Below are 16,307 nucleotides of genomic sequence, written 5' to 3' on the forward strand. Positions count from 1 at the left end.
TTTAGTGTGTTAGTTTTTATTTATTATCAGTTGATGTTTCAGGTTATTCATGCCGCCATTTTCTTCTACCCATGTATCTGTATTGGCCAATCTTACAGCGTATTCTATTCTCGGTTTTAAGTTGGCTGCATTGTCGGCAATGCGCAGGTACATATCATACGTTCCTGCCGGAATGCCCGTTAGCGCAGGCGTTTCACTAACGGCCAGTGTAGCAGCAGGCTTACATGTACGCAGATCTGCGGCCAGTGCCACCTCGTACAACGTGCCGGAAGTTTTGTCTTTTAATACCAGGTACGCATTCTTTTTATTATAGAGCGGAGCATATCCTTTGTTGATTATGCTGATGTCAACAGCAAGCGTGCCGTTGGCCGCAACTTGGTCGGGAAACTTAGCACTTACCAACGCCAGCCGGTAACCGAGGTAGGTATGAAATTCATCAAAGCAACCGGAATTTTTCCATTCATTGATGGTTGCCGGATACCAGTCTAAATTCAGGTACGTCCACCGCAACCGTTTCATCTCATTTCTGCCTTCATTACAAGTGGGGTCATACCCATTTTCAGGCGGACAAGTTTCTCCACCGGTAGGAACATATAAGGCGTCATCGCTGATGTATTGTTTCTCCGCTGTTACATTGGTGTATGTTCCGTAATCAGTTCCACCGGTTAAAAAACAGTCGTTGTGATGACCTACCCTTGCCCTTCCTTCGCTGGTATAGGCAATATCTGCCGTTACCGGTAAATTGCTGTTGAATATTTGCTGTTTGGCTGTGGGCGTTCTTACCTGCACCATAATTTCCTGTGGCAATACACTCAATAATTTGTTGAGTACCTGCCTTTCATTGTCTGCCGTGGCAAGCCCGTTCGTTGAACTGTGCCATTCACCCCATGCGCCGATAAAGCCCGCCTGAACGAAAGCAACCACATCTTTATTGGCCTCAAAAATGGGCCTCAGCTGATCCAGGTGCTGGGCGATGATCGTATACGGTGCATCGGTGCCACCAATACTATCGGTGTATGCAAAACGAAGTATCGCCTTCAGGCCGGCCACCCTTATTTTATCCAGATCGCCCTGAATCAAACTAAGTTCCGCAGCACCGATGGCTTTGTCTTTAAATGCTTCCAAATAAAAAAAGCGCAGCACCATGGATACATTTTGTGCACGCATGGAGGCAAGCAAAGTTGCACTCAAGGGAGCTCCTTCAGAATGCACCTCCATGTTGTGCATAAAGCCCCTTTCCGGGTTGGGGAAAATGGCTGCCGAAATATCGTAGGTAATGGTATTGTCAACAACCGGCGGTGTTGTCGTTTTACTTTTTTTACAGCTTACCATACAGCACAATACCACACCGGAAAAAAATATTCTATACCAGTTTTTCTTTTTCATACTCAATTTTACGTGCACGTATTTTTTTATTTATCACGGTCGGTACCGAAGGTCAGACCGTGATAAATACGTAAATTTTATTTTTGCGAAAGCATTTGCGGTCTGACCTGCGGTACCGACCGCAAATGACCTGCGGTGCCGACCGCAAATGTTTTAATTATATCCCGGGTTTTGAATAAACTTGCCCTTGCCTTCACTCACTGCTTTTAAAGAAAACGGATACACCACCTTGTTGGGTCCTGTATAAGTGGACTGTGTAACTTCCTGGCAGCGGCTTACAAATTTTCCGTGGCGGATAAGGTCTGCACGGTACTGGCCATTCTCACACCAAAACTCATGGCTTCTTTCCAGTAAAATCAAATCATTAAATGCAGACAAGGAACTGTAATCTGATAATTTTTTATCAGCAAGTCCTGCTCTTCTTCTTACTACATTGATTAATTCCATAGCCTCTTCTGTAGGTGTACCGGCATTGGCAATTGCTTCTGCTTTTGACAACAGCACATCAGCGTAACGATACATCACAATGTCTACTGTTGTAAGACCAGTTGTTCTGTCAGCATCCTGATTTAATTTTAATGGAATTGGCCCCCAATCGAGGATTGCACCCGGGCTGGCCCTGTTATAGGTAATGCCATCGGTTCCCGTAAATTCAGTGATCATCATTTGCTTTCTTTTATCATTCGCTTCAAAACGGTCGTAAAACCACCAGGTACTGGTGATGGTTCCAAAACCGCCCTTGGGTGCAAAGTTGGCGGGCAGCACCATCAGCTGCCATTGATTTTCGCTGGTGCCTGCATAATCGCAGGGTATGGCCCATATTACTTCATGGCTATTTTTCGCGCCATCCAAATCCCACATGGCCGAATAATTGGCATCGAGTGAATAGGCATTGTAAGCAATGATTTCGTCACTCAACGTTTTTACTTTCGCCCAGTTTTTTTCATGCAGGTTCAGCCTGATGTCAATCATTTTTGCCAGCGCTTTATTAAAGCGGCCATATTCACCATCCTGCGGTGCAGGTAAGTCGATGGCAGCTGCTTCCAGGTCTGCTTCAATAAAAGCCACCATTTCTTCATTGGTCAATCTTGCCAGCGGAGCTTCCTGCAAAGGGTTCTTTAAAATTTCCAGCGGGGCAATTACCAGCGGGCCGTACAAATCAAATAAAGTATAGGTCAGTAAACCTCTTGCACAACGAACATGTGCAATGGCTTTTTTCTTAAGCTCATCATTCACGGTTGATTTCTCTATCAGGTCAATCGTTAAAGTCATGCGGCTGATCTTGTTATAAAAATCATCATAGTACCGGGTGAACAATTGGTCTGTTGGTTTATAATTTTGCAGCGAGGCCAGCATCTGGTCGCCATATTTACCATGCAGAATTTCTGTAGTGGCATCGCTTAAAAACATCACGCCCCTTTCTGAAGTAGAAAAAATGCCATCATACCAGGCGCCCCGTAACGGGTAATAAGCTGCATTCACCATCGCATCCAGGTCAGCTGCAGACTTGGGAAAAATACTGGGGTTAATCTCCGCATAGTCAATCGGCACAAGATCTTTGGTACAACTGTTTAACAGCAGCAATAATGGCAGCAGTAATAATTTATATAGTTTCATCTGTTTTATCTTTTAAGTATTTTATTAAAATGTAAAATTTAATCCCGCCGTAAATGTTCTGATGTACGGATAGGCCGCAGTATAAGAATCTGTTTCAGGATCAACACCGGTATAAGGAGTGATCACAAAAAGATTCTGCGCATCTACATGAATACGGGCTGATGAAAAAACACGTTTTAAAATGGTATGCGGCAGGTTGTAACCGAGCGACACATTCTGCAACCTTACAAACCAGGCTTTCTGTAAAAAGAAATCACCCACGCTGTAAGGTGAAAAACCCCAGAAAGAACTTGGCTGTGTGGTAGAAGGATTGGTTGGTGTCCACCTGTTTTTTACAGACCTTAATGCATTGTATCCTTCGGCATATACACCATAAGCGCTGATACCATATGCAGTGTAATTTGGATCTGCCAAACGACGGCCAAACAAGGCATTGAAATCAAAATTCAAAGAGAAATTTTTGTAGGTAAGAATGTTGGTGATACCGGCCATATAGCTTGGATCGGATGTACCCAACAGTCTTGTATCAGCATCATCAATCAACCCATCTGCTTTGCCTGTTCTTAAAAATCTGCCGTTGGCATCTACTGCAGGGTTGCCGTTGGCATCCCGCTGAAAGCCGTCTACGTCTTTGATCTTGATCATACCCGGTTTAAGCTCTGGTTGAGATGCAGGTACTTTTTCCCCTACCTGTAAAATACCATCAGAAATCCTGCTATAGACGGATCTGATCGGGTCATTGGCATTTTCATATACGGTAGGTTTCCAGTCGGGTGCTCTTTCTTTCCAGTTGTCTTTGTAACGGGAAAGCGCAAACATGGTACGCCATTGAAAGTTGGCAGTAGATATGTTGCGGGTATTGATGGTGATTTCAAAACCACGGCTTTGCGTTTTACCAATATTGGCAATGATGGTATTTACTTCCTGGTAAGAGTTCAATGTTTTGGTAGCAAGCAAATCAGAAATAACATTGTTATATACTTCTACCGATCCATCAATTTTTCCATCCAGCAAAGAAAAGTCTAAACCCAGATTGGTGCCGGTTGTGGTCTCCCATTTCAAATTTGGATTTTCAAGCCTTGATAAAGAAACGCCAATCATTCTTGCATCGCTTCCGGATAACCACGCCGGGTAAGCGCCATAAGCAGCAAAGGCATTGCTGTTAATGGTGGCATTACCTGTTTGGCCATAACTTACTCTCAATTTAAATTGAGATACTACGTTTTTCAGTGGCTTGAAAAAAGATTCTTCTGCTACATTCCAGGCAAAAGCTGCAGATGGAAAAGTAGCCCATTTGTTATTAACGGCAAATACACTTGCGCCATCTGTGCGCACAGTTGCAGTTAGTAAATACCTGCCTTTAAAATTGTAATTGATACGACCAAAATAAGAAGCGATCAGGTTTTTGGAACCGGCAGAATTGGTGGGCAATTGGATGCTTCCTGCGCCGAGGTTATTCCATAAAAAAGCATCTGTAATAAAACCGGTTGCGCCGGCGCTGCTTAAACGGTTAACAAATGTTTGCTGCGAAACACCGGCCAGTAATTCAATTTTATGATCGGTTAAAAATGTTTTGGAGTAGTTGGCGGTTGCTTCCAGTAAGTAATCATCCTTATCACCATTGCTGACAAAAGCCCTTCCATGTTCCAGCGCTCCGTGCAAGGTAGTGGTAGGGATATAACTTTGTCTTTTGGTATAGCCCCTGTCCATACCGGCCTTCAATTTAATCACCAAATCCTTTATGGGAGTAATGTCTATAAAAACATTTCCCAGCATTCTTTCTATCCTGCTTTGGTCGCTAATGGTTAATAAAGAATAAGGGTTGGGTTGCAAAGCCAGTTGCGGATTCAACGGATAGTTACCATCTTCATCAATGGCCTGTATATGCGGTCCCTGCTGAATTGCAGCCCGTATAACGCCGGAGTTTTCATATTGATCACCGCCCAGCTGGCTGTTATTATTATCGATCCTGCTGGCAGTTAAATTCATACCCATTTTAATAAACTTGTTGATATCCTGGTCGATATTGGCCCTTACGGAATATCTTTTAAACCCGGAATTTTTTACAATACCCTGCTGATCGTAATAGTTGCCCGATAACAAATAGCGGGTAGTTTTGGTACCACCTGAAACACTGATATTGTGTTGCGCCGTTGCACCATCACGGGTAACAAGCGACAACCAGTCGGTGCCCCTGCCCACATTGTTGATGGCATTTTGTGTATATAATTTTTTGTACAAACCATTCACCGGGTTGGCTTCTGCTTCAGCCCTTGTGCGGGTGCCATAAGGAATTACATTGTTGTCAAAATCCCACTGCTCCTGTCCGGCTTCATTGCGCACCTGCATCCATTCATTTAAAGGCAGCACATCAAAAGGGTTGTTGTAATGCTGAAAAGAAAAATTATTGGAATACTGCACTTTAACAGCGCCTTCAGCACCTCTTTTTGTGGTGATTAAAATAACACCATTGGCTGCTCTTGATCCATAAATGGAAGTGGCACTGGCATCTTTTAATACATCGATCGATTGTATATCGTTTGGGTTGAAAGAATTTAAAATACTCTGCGTACCCGCCTGGTAGCGGCCGCCACTTTCCGGTTGCTGCAAATCCGAAATCGGAAAACCATCCACTACAAACAGCGGTGCGTTACTGGCATTGACAGAACCTGCACCCCTGATTAGAATATCCAGTCCACCGCCCGGCTGCGCACTGTTTTGCCGGATGGTAAGTCCTGCCACTTTACCTTTCAGCATATTGCCAATTTCAGGGCCGGAAGACATTACCAGGTCTTTTGCCTTTACTGATGATACAGCACCGGTAAGATCTTTTTTCTTTTGCGTGCCATAGCCGATGATCACTACTTCATCCAGCGGTTTGTTAACAGCAGTTAAAGTGACGTCAACAACAGATTGACTTTTTACAGCTATCTCTGAATTGACATACCCGACAGATGAAAAAACAAGTAATGCATTTCCGTTAGGGACTTTGATGGTATAAGCACCATCCGTATTGGTACTGGTGGCTGTTGCTGCACCTTTCACAACCACTGTAACACCAGCCAGCGCTTTGCCTTCCTTATCACCGGTTACTACACCAGTAACCGTGCGTTGCTGGGCCAGTGCTGTCAGGTTAAAACAGAGCAGCATGATAAACAGCCAATTTCTTTTAAGACATTTCATTGCAATTCAGTTTTTGGTTTATAATATTTAAGCAATATTTTCTGTGGTAAACAGCAGCGGCTTCGCAAGGCGTCAGATAAAAATGCTGTTACTTTTAGTGTTGCTAATTTGGAGGATAATCCCTTCTTAAAAAAATGGCAAAACCACTACACGGGTGGTTTTTAAAATTGCAATCGTTTGTGTAAACAGGTAAAACGTTTGCTTAACTTTTAAACATTATTTTATTTGCAGAAGAAAGCGATTAAATAACGTAGCAAGTTATTTTTTGGGTACTGAATTACCCGGCAAAAAGCTCATTGCCCTGTTGTTTATAAACCGAATCTTCAGGATGTATTACAAATTAAAAGCGGCAATTATTGCGGTGACAAAAATGAATTATTTTAAAGTTTGCATTGCATAGCAATTGGCTGCGTAATCGCAGATTACAGGAGGTACTTGTACCCCGGCTTTAAGGGTAAAAAGCAGTTTTATACAATCTATCAGTAGTGATGTTGAATTTACTTTATGCGGATGATGTGATGAAGATCATTGTAGCCTGTTGTTTTCTCAGCCATATTTTCGTTGGCCAGCATTACAGCGTATTCGGTCCGAGCAGCAAGGGTTTCAGCAGCATCGGGTAAATATAAAAATAGCTGGTAATTACCGGGATTGATACCCGCAGGCAGTTGCAGCTTTTCTTGCACGTGGTGGGTGCCGCTAAACCAAAACCGCAGATCTGTTTTTAAAACAATTGAATATTCTTTTTGCGTTGCGCTGTTGCGCAAAATAATTTTTAACGGCCTGGCATTATATGCTGCAGCATAACCAAGATTGGTGATTATAAAATCAATTATTAATGAACTTTTTTTATTCAGCTGCAACGGTAATATTGCTTTGCGTAAAACAAAGCGGTAGCCAAGATTTCGTTTGATGTTGTCGAGACAGCCGCTGCTATCCCAGTCATTGTTTACATCATTATTGTACGCTGCATTCAGGTAACTGTAATGCATGCTGCGCATTTCCTTTTCTGCATGGCCTGCGGGGGCACAATCATTCTGCGGACTAAAACTATCATCACATGTTTCTCCGCCAACCACAGTGAATTTTGTATCCGCTTCAATGTATTTTCTAAGTACTGCGTTTGCCGGTTGTCTTGGCTGGGTAGAACTTCCATAATCATAAAAAGTACCATAATCATCTTGGCCCGATAAAAAACAATCATTGTGAAAACCAATCCTTGATGCATTGGCATTATTAAACGCTGCTGTTATTTTAAGTGGTGCGCTTGTAGTTGGCGCCGACGGGCCGTATACAAACTTTTGTTTTATCTGTGGTGTGCGAACCTGTACCATCCTGCTTTTTGGCAAGGCATCCAGCAAAGCCTGCAGCAATTCATTCCGGTGACGCCAGCTGCTGTCAAGCACTTTTCCAATACCACTGTTGGATGCATCGCCAAAATAATCAGTAAAATAATTCTCGCCCCAGATGCCGATAAAACCCTCCTGCAGCACGGCGATCACATCCGCGTTTTGTTGCAATAATGGCTTCAATTGTTGTATGTGATGGAGCGTGATGCTTCGTGGTGCATCCCCATACGGAGAACATATTTTATACTCATCCCCGCAGTTGCCTTCGTGCGAAGTATTGGTGTATGCAAAGCGTAAAATCATCTTTAAACCAGCTGACCGTACTGCATCAAAATCTTTTTGCAGATTGGCTAAAAATGCAGCTGACAAAGGTTGATTTTTAAACGTATCCAGTTCATAACCGCGGTAAATCAAACTAACTTTAACTGTGTAACTGGCTTTGGAACTGCGTTGCGGGTTATTGCGGTACGCTCTCAATTTTTCTGCATCCAGCACAACAAAATTGCTGGCCCTTGTTCCCGAAGGAATATAGAAACCTCTTTCAGGATTTACAATATCTTCCTGGCTTTCTTTATATACAATTGTCTTGTTTTGGGCTGCTGCGATCATTACAGTAAAAATGCCTGACAGAACAAATACAAACTTTGTCATTGATTGATTGGTTTTAAATTATTGCAATTGCTATTATGCAATGGTCATACACTTCACCATACAAAAAGGTGATGTAAAAAATGTACAACATCCTGCATTAAAAATCCATGTGCATAAAGCGTTAAATTATACAAAGGTTTGCGGAGAAAACTACGCAAACGTTTTACTGTTTTAACCACATTTATAAAAAACGATTTACTTTAGGGCCATGGAGCAAAAGCCAACAACGATTAAAGAAATAGCAAAACAACTGAACATTTCTTTTTCCACCGTTTCAAGAGCTTTGCATAATCACCCGAACATTGGCTTACGCACCAAGCTGCGTGTGCAGCAACTGGCCAAGGAATTAAATTATGAGCCCAACCAAACAGCAATTTTTTTTCAGCAACGAAAAACTTTTACCATCGGCGTTATCATTCCTGAACTGGCGGAAGCTTTTTTTTCAACCTCCATCAATGGCATTGAAGATACGGCTGAAAAAAATAAATACACGGTACTGCTCGGCCAGTCGCATGATAGTGAAGAAAGAGAAAAAAAGATTTTGGAAACTATGAAACAGCACCGGGTAGATGGTGTGATCATTTCCATTTCAAAAAACACGGTCAATTACGAACATTTTGAAAGCCTGAAAAAATATGGTATCCCGGTAGTGTTTTTTGACCGCATTCCGAAGATGAGCGATATACACTATGTAAGTTCCAACATGATTTCAGGAACCCTGCAGGCGGTTTCTTTCCTCATTAAAAAAGGGCACCGGGTAATCGGCATGATCAATGGCCCGGAAAAATTACTGGCCAGCCAGGAAAGAAAGGAAGGCTACCAGCAGTCAATGACAAAAAGCCGTTTGAAGTTTGATCCATCCCTTGTGGTAAACAGTGATCTTTCTTTAACAGGCACACAACTTGCCATGGAAGAACTGCTGAGTTCAAAGCGAAAACCTACTGCCATCGTTACCTTTAACGACTATGTAGCGCTGGATGCCATCCAGTATGCGCAAAAAAGAAAACGAAAAATAAATAAGGATGTCTGTTTTGTAAGTTTTGCCAATTTACCCATCAGCAGCTACAGTGCCTACCCACCGCTGGCTTCGGTAGAACAATACCCGTATATACAGGGTCAAAAAGCTACGGAGATTTTACTTGAACTGATGAATAAAAATAAAGACGAAAGCGGTCAAAACGAAGTGTATTATAAGATCATCGTAGAATCGCAACTGGTACTGCATGAAAAGAAATAAGCAATACAAAAAGCCCTGTGCACGGGCTCTTTTTCCCCAACTAAAATAATTGAAAATATTGTTTACTAAACCTAAAATGGTGAAGGGCTGATACAGGTCCATCCACCATCCACCACCAAACTTTGCCCGGTAATATGCCTCGCTTTTTCTGATACCAGGAACAACGCCGTATCGGCTATATCGGTAACCGTAGCGGCTCTTCCCATCGGTGTTATGCGGCTCCAGGTGGCTGCATATTCCGGATCGTCCATGGTGCGTTCGGTTAGCGTTGCACCAGGCGCAATGGTATTTACATTGATTTTAAATTGTGATAATTCTATTACCAGATTTTTTGCCAGCATTTCCAGTGCAGCCTTGCTCATACCATATGCCGCCAAATCTTTATGCGCCTGGTGACCGGTAACCGAAGAGGTAAATAATAACGATCCGCCCGAAGCCTGTTTTTTCATTTGATTGGCTGCAGCCTGCGCTAAAAAGAAGGTGCCTCCAAGGTTCACCTGCATTACCCTGAAGAATGCTTCCGGAGTATAGGTAAAAAAATCACCAAATAAAGTAATGCCGGCATTGGCGATTACAATATCAAGCTGGCCAAATTTGCTGACTGCGGTATCTACCATGCGTTGTATAAATACGGGGTCGCTTGCATCGCCCGAAAAAGCAATGCAGCTTGTACCGCCAGCAGCTATCACCCGTTGAACCGCTTGGTCAGCAAGGACTTCATCCACATCATTCAATAATACATTGGCTCCTTCCCTTGCAAGCTGGCTGCATATTTCAAGGCCAATACCCTGTCCCGCCCCGGTTACAATCGCTGTTTTATTTTTGAAAGACATGTTCTTTAAGTTATAAGTTGTAAATGATAAGTGATAAGTTATAAGTTTTTAAGAGTTGTAGGTTATAAGTTTTAAGTTATAAGCTGCGGAGTCTTATGTTTTGATCCTTTTTAGTTGTCACAGGAGCGATATCAATATGGTTCTTTATACTTATTAGCCGGAAAAGATGCATACAGCTTCGAACCCGTGTGCGCTAACTTAAAACCTATAACTTAAAACTTATAACTTTCTTCATAACTCCTTAGTGCGAATCCCTGCTTACCTTATTGCCTGAACCTCCTTTTAAAAAATCCATGTCTGCGCCCAGGTGCGCCTGCTGTACATGTGTTTGATACAAGTGCACATAACCCCTTGTCTGCATCGTTTCTGTTTGCTTCCATGCCGCTTTGCGAACAGCCAGTTCTTCCTCACTCACTTCCAGCTGCAATGTTCTGTTATGCGCATCCAGGCTGATGATATCGCCATTTTTTACCAGCGCCAACGGGCCACCCACGGCGGCCTCCGGTGATACATGCAACACGGTTGTTCCAAAACCTGTGCCGCTCATACGGCCGTCTGATATACGCACCATGTCTGTAACACCCTGTTCGAGTAACTTTTTTGGCAGCGTCATATTGCCTACTTCTGCCATGCCGGGATACCCTTTTGGGCCCACATTTTTTAATACCATAATGCTGGTTGCATCAATGTCCAGTGCAGGATCGTCTATGCGTGCATGGTAGTCTTCTATATTTTCAAACACCACCGCTTTACCGGAATGTTTTAATAGAGCCGGTGTGGCTGCCGATGGCTTCATCACCGCACCATCGGGTGCAAGGTTTCCCTTTACTACCAGTATGCCCGACTCTGGTTTAAATGGTTCCTGCATGGTGCTGATAATATTGCGGTCATACACTTCTGCCGTCGCACAGTTGTCGCCCATCATTTTCCCATTTACGGTTATCGCATCATTGTGAATAATGGCTTTCATTTCTTTGATCACCGCAGGTAAACCTCCGGAGTAATACAAGTCTTCCATATAGTTTTCACCTGATGGCTGAATGTTGGCCAGCAACGGTATTCCCTGGGAATACTTGTCAAAATCTTCAATGTTTAAATCAACACCAATGCGACCTGCAATGGCCAGCAGGTGAATGACAAAATTAGTAGATCCCCCCATGGCAGCATTGACCATGATGGCATTTTCAAAAGCCTTGCGAGTTAAAATTTTTGACATGGTGAGGTTTTCTTTTACCATATCCACAATACGCCGGCCGGATAGTTGAGAGAATACTTTCCGCCTGGCATCTGCAGCAGGTATGGAGGCATTGTTGGGCAGTGAAAGCCCGAGCGCCTCTACCATTACCGCCATAGTAGAAGCCGTGCCCATTACGGCGCAATGGCCCTGTGTCCGGGCCATGCAGGCTTCTGACTCCATAAATTCTTCTGTTGTAATTTGCCCCAGTTTATGGGCAGCATCAAAACGCCAGATGTCGGACGTACCGATATCTCTCCCCTTCCAATGGCCCTTTAACATAGGACCGCCCGAAATAACGAGTGTTGGGATATCTACGCTGCAGGCACCCATTACCAGCGAAGGCGTTGTTTTATCACACCCGCACAATAACACTACGCCATCTACCGGGTTGGCACGGATAGATTCTTCCACATCCATGCTTACCAGGTTGCGGTATAACATGGCGGTTGGCTTTATCAGTGTTTCGCCTAGCGACATTACCGGAAATTCCACCGGGAAACCACCGGCTTCCAGCACGCCCTTTTTAACTGCTTCTGCCAGTTCCCTGAAATGCCCGTTGCAGGGTGTTAATTCACTCCAGGTGTTGCAGATGCCAATTACCGGCCTGCCATCAAACATATCTGGTGGTGCACCCTGGTTCTTCATCCATGCACGGTATATGAATCCATCCTTGTCTTTGCGGCCAAACCAGCTGGCGCTTCTTAATTTTTCGGGTTCCATAGTCTATTTTATTACAAGCAACAAATTACGCATATTGCCTGACTGACATTTATTTTGTTTGAGGGCTATTATTGCAATGGTTCATAATCAATCTCCAGAAAATCCTGCACGTACTTTACCCAATATTGCTGAATAAATTGTTGATGACGCGGATGGCTGGAATACGCATCATACGATTGCTGGCTTTCAAACTCCATTGACAAGCCGAAATCAAAATTATTTTTTTTACTTGTTTGTTTAAGCATTTCAAAATTAAGCACTCCTGGTATGTTGGATAGCGTTGCAGCTGCTGCAAAGAATGCCTTTTCTTCGGCACTATTTTTCAAGAAGGTTAAGGTAAAAATAACGGAATGACGTATCATATATAGCCGAATTGTAAGCTGCGGTGATTTTATTCAAATTCCCTTATGGCAACTCAAAAAAACAAATAATCAGGCAAATAGCAAGCAGGTATTTTTTTGTTGGATGATTTTTTTTGTTTCCCCAAGTGGGGGCCAGGTTTTGAAAGATGGACAAACCTTTTTAAAAAATCCATGCAACCAATTTGATTGTATTTTTGTCAGCCTGTAAAAGCTATGAAATATATTCTATTGCTGGCATTAGCGGGCCTGTTATCTTCCTGCAAAAAAGAAAAAGTTGTGGTGTATGCTAATGAGGGCACGATTACAGGCATTGATTTGCGGGAATGCCCCTGTTTAGCGCAATGCCCGTGTGCATGTGGTAGCCTGGTTTTTCATTTTACAGATGGAACCGATAGTTCAAGGATGATTATAGACAACCCTGCTATATTTCAGTTACCAGATAACCCCCGGTTCCCGGTGCATGTAAAATTGAACTGGCAAAATACTTCGCGTTGCAATATGAAAGCGATTAAAGTGACAGATTATGCCACATTTTAATTTCATTTCATCTGGAAAATACAATAAAAATTACTCCGGAAAACTATACCGGTTGAATGTGCTAGAACATATACGTTACCGCTGAGTAATAAAGTCCGCCAATAGAAGGTCCGCCCAGGAAAGAATAGTAATAACGATTCAACAGGTTGGTGGCACCCAGTTTTACGCTTACCCCTGGCTTTTTAAACTGGTAGTTCATTTGCACATCCATACTGCCATATGCAGGCACCTGGCCGTTTACCAAGAACGATTGCCAGTAATAACTGCTCTGCCATTTGTAAGTAATACCAGCACCAATGCCTTTATAAAGATGATCCGTTGAAAAGGTAATATTGGTGATCCATTTGGGTGTGTTAAAGCCATCTTCCAAACCATCATTACCGGTTTTTCTATCCAGCTTTGCATAAGCAACATTGGCATTGATGAGCAGGTTGCGCAGCAGGTTATATTTCACACCAAGGCTGCCTCCATAATTGAACACGGTAGTTTTTGAATTGGTCCATAAGCGGTACCGGTCCTGCAGTTTATTATCATTTAAATAAAAAGGAATTGAATCTGCAATGGCTGTTTTGGGCACACTTGCTTCTACCTGGGCAATAAATGAATGGTAGTGATTGTAATAAAAATCCACATCCACCAATAATTTTGATTCAGGAAACAATCCTTTATAACCAATCTCAAACGAGCTGATATGTTCCGGCACCAGGTAAGTGTAACTGTTTTTCGCCAGCATCGTTTGGTTCTTTTTAATGGCTGCAGCTTTGGTGAGTCCGCTGGTATTCACATCTTTTATTACTGCCGCTTTAAACGCATCAATCGATGATTTTAACCACGAGTTTTCAAACACACCATTGGACATTACTTTCAGCCCGCCCACTCTTTTTACACCACCGCTGTTTACGTTGCTAAAGCCTTCGAACAAACTGGGAAAACGGTAACCGCTCTGGTAAGATATACGGAAATTACCTTGGACGGACGGGGCATATACGGCTGAAAACCGCGGATTAAAAGTGGTATGAAAATAATCGTTTTTATCAGCTCGCAAAGTAGCGCCCAATTTTAGTTTTTTATTAAAGAATTGTTTTGTTACCGCCACAAAACCGCCGGTTTTACTGTACACCAAATTACTGTATGGATCCTGCTTTACCGGGTTGACAAAGTAATTGCCATCGGGTACAACAATATACGTTCTGTAATCAAAACCTGCCAGTAATTCTACCCGGGCATTCTTTTTTAAGTTGGATAAAAACGCGTCTGTTATATTAATTTGTCCGTCGATATTTACCAGGTTGGCTTTTACCCGAAGGGCAGCCCCTGTATCCCAGTTGTTGATGTTTTTTAATTTATCAAAGGTTGTTTTCCATGCGCTGCTGCCAGGCTCAAACCTGCCGGAATCGGCAAATGCCCTTGCCACCTGTAAAGCCCGCAGTACATCGGTGCCGGCCGCAACCGAACTGTTAAACCGGCTGGTATAATTGCTAAACCAGTTATCATCACTTTTAAAAGCCTTGTCCATATTTTCCGCGATGGAGCGAAGGTTATAAGCATCACCGGTGTTTTCTGCATTCCAGTAGGCATGTGCAGTAACAGCCGATGTTTTTAACGTAACGCCTTGCTGCTGCACCTTATAATTTTCCAGCCTAAACCTGTTGGACCGCTGGTAAATATTATCCAGTATGGCAAATTTGTAGGCGTATGTCAGTGTACTGTTTTTATTGATTTTATAAACCAGCGTTGCATCTGCCCTGGCATTTTGCAGGTCGTAATTGGCTACCTGCTTTTCATAATAACCGGTACGGGCCACTACATAGTTTTTGCCCTGCAATACAAGCGTTCGCCTGTTGGATGATTCATTGCCATAACCATTTACCGGATCAATGGCCGGGTTATCTGCACCAATAAGGCCGGCGCTTGAATTTGCGGTAGTATTCAAATCTGTATGATCATCCGCCACCCAATCATTTCCCTTAGTAAAAGTGGCGTTTATTTTAAAGGCAAATTTGGAAGAAAAAGCATGTGCAATGCGGAGACTGGTTTCAGAAAAAATGGAAGGACTGCTGTTGTTATCATGTAAATGATTGACACCTGTTTTTTGTTGTACGCTTATTCCTTCGCTTGTAAAGGGATCTTTGGTAATAAAGTTGGCAAGGCCATTGATCGTATTCATGCCGTACAAGGCAGACGCTGCACCCGGAATAATTTCCGCACTTTCTATGTCCAGGTCACCCGGTCCAAGCGCATTGGCGATAGGCGCCCCAAGGTGTGGCGCCTGTATGTCCATTCCATCTACCAGTTGTGCAAAACGTACGTTGGTAGTGTTGGCAAACCCTCTTGTATTAATTACCTTAAACCCCAGGCTGGGCGTAATCATCTGCACGCCCTTCACATTTTCAAGTGCATCAAAAAAAGAAGGAGAAGCTGAATTTTTAAAATATACCGTTGTTTGCTTTTCGATACTCACCGGCGATTGCAATATATTTTCTGGTATTCTTGATGCCGTTACCACTACTTCATTCAGTACTGCAGCATGCATTGAATCGTTGCTATTTTTATTTACCAGGCTGGTATCCTGCGCCGCAACCTGCGCCACAGAAAAATAACTTACAACAATTCCTGTAACAAATTTCATTGTTTATCTTTTATAGTCCCGGCATAATTGGAGGAAGATTTGGAACAAGTTTCGTTATACCTGTTGAGGTATAACGAAAACAAACATAATACCAAAATGGCATTTTAAAAAATAAAATGCTGTGTTTGCTGTGCAAGCAATTGCTGAAATTTTTTATTGAAGCTGTTGAAGAGGGTAATATATTGTTCGCCTTTTTCTGTGACAGTTGCCTTGCCACCACCCTTGCCACCCCGCGTTGAAATTACCAGGGGCGTTTGTGCCTTGGTGTTCATGTCATCTATTAACTGCCAGGCCTGCCTGTAACTCATTTCCATCGCCATAGCAGCCTGCCGAATGGAGCCGTACTGTTTAATTTTTTCAAGTAGTTCTATGCGGCCCTTGCCAACCAGTTTTCCCTCAGCGGTACTGATCCAGATACGTCCGTCGGCTACAAGGGATAGTTTCTTTTTTGAAGCAGGCATTATCTTGTTTTATACTACGATTAATTGCGCTAAGTTAAAGCAGTTTACTAAACTTCGCCACTGCACAACAGGCCCAATTTTAAATTGCATGAAATGACGTTTAAGGGA

11 protein-coding genes are annotated in these 16,307 nt (G+C 42.9%); 2 read left to right on the top strand and 9 right to left on the bottom strand.

The features are described 5' to 3' along the window. Positions 1-9: 9 nt before the first annotated feature. From JWR61_RS19980 to JWR61_RS19995, 4 genes are all read right to left on the bottom strand, one after another. Entirely contained in the window at positions 10-1,386 is a 1,377-nt protein-coding gene (locus JWR61_RS19980) for a DUF4832 domain-containing protein (RefSeq protein WP_301929488.1), read from the bottom strand. 153 nt (positions 1,387-1,539) lie between these two features. Beyond that, on the bottom strand, positions 1,540-3,003 hold the full coding sequence (locus JWR61_RS19985; protein WP_301929489.1) for a RagB/SusD family nutrient uptake outer membrane protein: 1,464 nt from the start codon (positions 3,001-3,003) through the stop codon (positions 1,540-1,542). Positions 3,004-3,027: 24 nt separating this feature from the next. Next, positions 3,028-6,186, bottom strand: coding sequence for a TonB-dependent receptor (locus tag JWR61_RS19990; RefSeq protein WP_301929490.1), 3,159 nt, complete (start codon positions 6,184-6,186; stop codon positions 3,028-3,030). A gap of 497 nt (positions 6,187-6,683) precedes the next feature. Continuing rightward, on the bottom strand, positions 6,684-8,183 hold the full coding sequence (locus tag JWR61_RS19995) for a DUF4832 domain-containing protein (protein WP_301929491.1): 1,500 nt from the start codon (positions 8,181-8,183) through the stop codon (positions 6,684-6,686). 208 nt (positions 8,184-8,391) lie between these two features. On the opposite strand from JWR61_RS19995, the gene JWR61_RS20000 reads away from it, so the two are divergent. Then, entirely contained in the window at positions 8,392-9,420 is a 1,029-nt protein-coding gene (locus tag JWR61_RS20000) for a LacI family DNA-binding transcriptional regulator (RefSeq protein WP_301929492.1), read from the top strand. A 71-nt stretch (positions 9,421-9,491) separates the two neighbouring features. Here JWR61_RS20000 and JWR61_RS20005 read toward each other — a convergent pair whose 3' ends face one another. The 3 genes from JWR61_RS20005 to JWR61_RS20015 form a co-directional block, all read right to left on the bottom strand. Continuing rightward, positions 9,492-10,253, bottom strand: coding sequence for an SDR family NAD(P)-dependent oxidoreductase (locus JWR61_RS20005; protein WP_301929493.1), 762 nt, complete (start codon positions 10,251-10,253; stop codon positions 9,492-9,494). 241 nt (positions 10,254-10,494) lie between these two features. Further along, on the bottom strand, positions 10,495-12,210 hold the full coding sequence (locus JWR61_RS20010; RefSeq protein ID WP_301929494.1) for an IlvD/Edd family dehydratase: 1,716 nt from the start codon (positions 12,208-12,210) through the stop codon (positions 10,495-10,497). Between the two features lie 68 nt (positions 12,211-12,278). Then, the gene (locus tag JWR61_RS20015) at positions 12,279-12,572 is read right to left on the bottom strand and encodes a Dabb family protein (protein ID WP_301929495.1); all 294 of its coding nucleotides are present in this window, start codon (positions 12,570-12,572) and stop codon (positions 12,279-12,281) included. Between the two features lie 213 nt (positions 12,573-12,785). Between JWR61_RS20015 and JWR61_RS20020 the strand changes: the two genes are divergently transcribed. Then, positions 12,786-13,109 carry a hypothetical protein gene (locus JWR61_RS20020; RefSeq protein WP_301929496.1) on the top strand — a complete coding sequence of 108 codons (324 nt, stop codon included), beginning with the start codon at positions 12,786-12,788 and terminating at the stop codon, positions 13,107-13,109. 61 nt (positions 13,110-13,170) lie between these two features. Here the strand turns inward: JWR61_RS20020 and JWR61_RS20025 are convergent, their stop codons facing one another. Both JWR61_RS20025 and JWR61_RS20030 read right to left on the bottom strand, forming a co-directional pair. Beyond that, positions 13,171-15,738: a TonB-dependent receptor gene (locus JWR61_RS20025; RefSeq protein ID WP_301929497.1), complete on the bottom strand. Its 2,568-nt coding sequence runs from the start codon at positions 15,736-15,738 to the stop codon at positions 13,171-13,173. A 104-nt stretch (positions 15,739-15,842) separates the two neighbouring features. Next, positions 15,843-16,199, bottom strand: a complete 357-nt coding sequence (locus JWR61_RS20030) for a winged helix-turn-helix domain-containing protein (protein ID WP_301929498.1) — start codon at positions 16,197-16,199, stop codon at positions 15,843-15,845. Positions 16,200-16,307: the final 108 nt, after the last annotated feature.

The sequence above is a fragment of the Ferruginibacter sp. genome (assembly GCF_028288465.1).
Lineage (GTDB): Bacteria > Bacteroidota > Bacteroidia > Chitinophagales > Chitinophagaceae > Ferruginibacter.